This window comes from Frankia sp. CcWB2, from assembly GCF_977927585.1.
The window spans coordinates 1-2,586 of the sequence record NZ_CDWRCM010000329.1; the positions used below are offsets into that span (position 1 = coordinate 1).

At 74.2% G+C, this 2,586-nt stretch carries 2 protein-coding genes; one reads left to right on the plus strand and one right to left on the minus strand.

What is annotated here, in order from left to right; genetic code table 11:
* The coding region (locus tag ACY45C_RS21235; RefSeq protein WP_462189318.1) for an ATP-binding protein at positions 1–1,519 on the minus strand (1,519 nt) is incomplete at its 3' end.
* 108 nt (positions 1,520–1,627) lie between these two features.
* Here ACY45C_RS21235 and ACY45C_RS21240 point away from each other — a divergent pair.
* On the plus strand, positions 1,628–2,586 hold a 959-nt coding region (locus ACY45C_RS21240; protein WP_462189319.1), incomplete at its 3' end, for a saccharopine dehydrogenase NADP-binding domain-containing protein.

The window sequence follows — 2,586 nt, forward strand, 5'->3', positions numbered from 1 at the left end:
GCGTGCCGCCGGGCGCCGTGCCGCGGGGCGCCGCCACCTGCGCGGGCGCGGGCGGCAGCAGCTCCCGGGGGTCGGCCAGGGCGACCGCCGGGAGCAGGAATCCGTTCACCGTGCTCTCGGCGAGGCGAGCCAGCAGCCGGCTGGTCGGGTCCGTCCCCTTGCCGGGAGCGAGCAGCTCCGGCCGTTCGTCGATGAACGACGTGCTCACCCCGCCGGCGAGGAAGCCGGGGTCGGCGAGGAGCCGCACCAGGAAGTCGATATTCGTACGCACCCCGCGGACCCGGAACTCGTTCAGCGCCCGCCGGGCGCGCCGCGCCGCCTTCTCCAGCGTGTTACCCCGGGTCGTCAGCTTCACCAGCAACGAGTCGAAGTACGGGCTGACTTCGGCCCCCGGGTACGTGGCGCCGTCGAGGCGCACCCCCGGACCGCCGGGTGACTGGTAGAAGCTGATCGTCCCGGTGTCGGGCCGGAAGCCGTCCGAGGGATCCTCGGTGGTGACCCGGCACTGGATGGCGGTACCGCGCAGGACGATCTGCTCCTGGGCGAGGTTGAGGCCGGCCAGGCTCTCCCCGTCGGCGATCCGCAGCTGCGCCGCAACCAGATCAACCCCGGTGACCTCCTCGGTGACCGTGTGCTCGACCTGGATCCGGGGATTCATCTCCATGAACGTGTACCGGTCGTCGGCGCCGAGAAGGAACTCGACCGTGCCCGCATTGACATAGCCGACATGCCGGGCGAACCGCACCGCGTCGGCGCAGATGCTCGCCCGGACCGCCTCATCGAGCCGCGGCGCCGGGGCGATCTCCACGACCTTCTGGTGCCGGCGCTGCACCGAGCAGTCCCGCTCGTACAGATGGATGATGTTGCCGTAGGCGTCGGCCAGGATCTGGACCTCGATGTGGCGCGGCCGGTCCACCGCTTGCTCCAGGAAGATCGTGCCGTCCCCGAAGGCGGCGGCGGCCTCCCGGGACGCGCTCGCCACCGCGTCGGCGAGGTCGGCGAGGCGTTCCACCCGCCGCAGGCCGCGCCCCCCGCCACCGGCGGAGGCCTTGACGAACAGCGGGAAGCCGACCTCCTCGGCGGCGGCGAGCGCCCCGGCGCCGTCCGGCAGCGGCACCGAGGCGCGCAGCACCGGCAGCCCGGCGGCCAGCGCGGCGTCCCGGGCGGCGACCTTGTCCCCGGTCAGCCGCAGGACCGCCGGGGGCGGTCCGACGAAGGTGATGCCGGCGGTGGCGCACGCCTCGGCGAGCACCGCCGACTCCGACAGGAAGCCGTAGCCGGGGTGCAGCGCGTCGGCCTCCGCCTGCTTGGCCACGGCGAGCAGGGCGTCGATGTCCAGGTATCCGCGCACCGGGTGCCCGGGGCCACCGATCTCGTAGGCCTCGGACGCCTTTGTCCGGTGCAGCGCGGAAACGTCTTCGGGCGTGTAGACCGCCACCGTGCGCAGGCCCAGTTCCTGAGCAGCTCGGAAAACACGGACGGCGATCTCACTACGATTTGCAACCAGTACCTTACGCACACGCGCCTCCTCGGACGGGTGCGCATCATTGTGGGGTGTGCAGGCCGCTACGCGCCAAAGTAACGTCTCAAGGGCCACCTTCGACAGATGGGCATAACGTCGGGACCCATGACGGCCCGTATCGTAGTGTTCGGCGCGACCGGTTACACCGGCCGGCTGGTGACCGCAGAACTCGTGGCTGTCGGGCACCGACCTGTCCTCGCCGGCCGCACGGAGACCAGGGTCCGTGCCCTCGCCGCCGCCTACGACGGCCTGGGGACCGCCGTGGTCGACGCGACTACCCCGGCCGGCGTGGCTGACGCGGCCGACCGGACGAAGGCTCGGGGCGCGCCCAGCGGCGCGTCGCTGGCCCGCCTGCTCGGGCTCGGCACCGGGGACGTGCTCGTCTCCACGGTGGGCCCGTTCCGCCGGTTCGGGCGGCCGGTCGTGGCGGCGGCGGCCGCGGTCGGCGCGCACTACCTGGATTGTTCCGGGGAGGGCGCATTCCTGCGGCACGTCTTCACCGAGGTCGGCCCGCGGGCGGCGGCGTCCGGGGCGGCGTTGATCCCCGGCGCCGGCTTCGACTTCGTCCCCGGCAACCTCGCCGGAGCACTGGCCCTGCAGGCGGCCGGCGGCGAGGCCCGCCGCCTCGACATCGGCTACCTCGTCACGGGCGCTCTCGGGATGAGCAGCGGAACGCGGGCGACCCTGCTGGCCGCGCTGACCGAGCCCGTCATCGTGCTACGCGGCGGCGTCCTCGTCGAGCGCCCGCTCGCCCGCGAGGTGCGGTCCTTCCGGTCGTCCGGCAAGGTCACCGGCGGGTCGGGCGGCCGGCGGGGACACCCGGCGGTGCTGTGGTCGGGAGGGGAGCCGTTCACCCTGCCCCGGCTCGCGCCGGCGCTGACCGACGTCGCGACGTATATCGGCGGCGTCGACCGCGGCATCCGTGTGGGGCAGGCGCTGTCGTTCCCCCTGTCCGGGCTGCGTCGTTTCCCGCCGGGCCGGGCGCTGCTGGCCGCCGCCGCCCGGTCCGCCCTGCGGACGACCGGCCGCGGACCGGACCGGGCGGCGCGGGCCCGCGCCGGGGC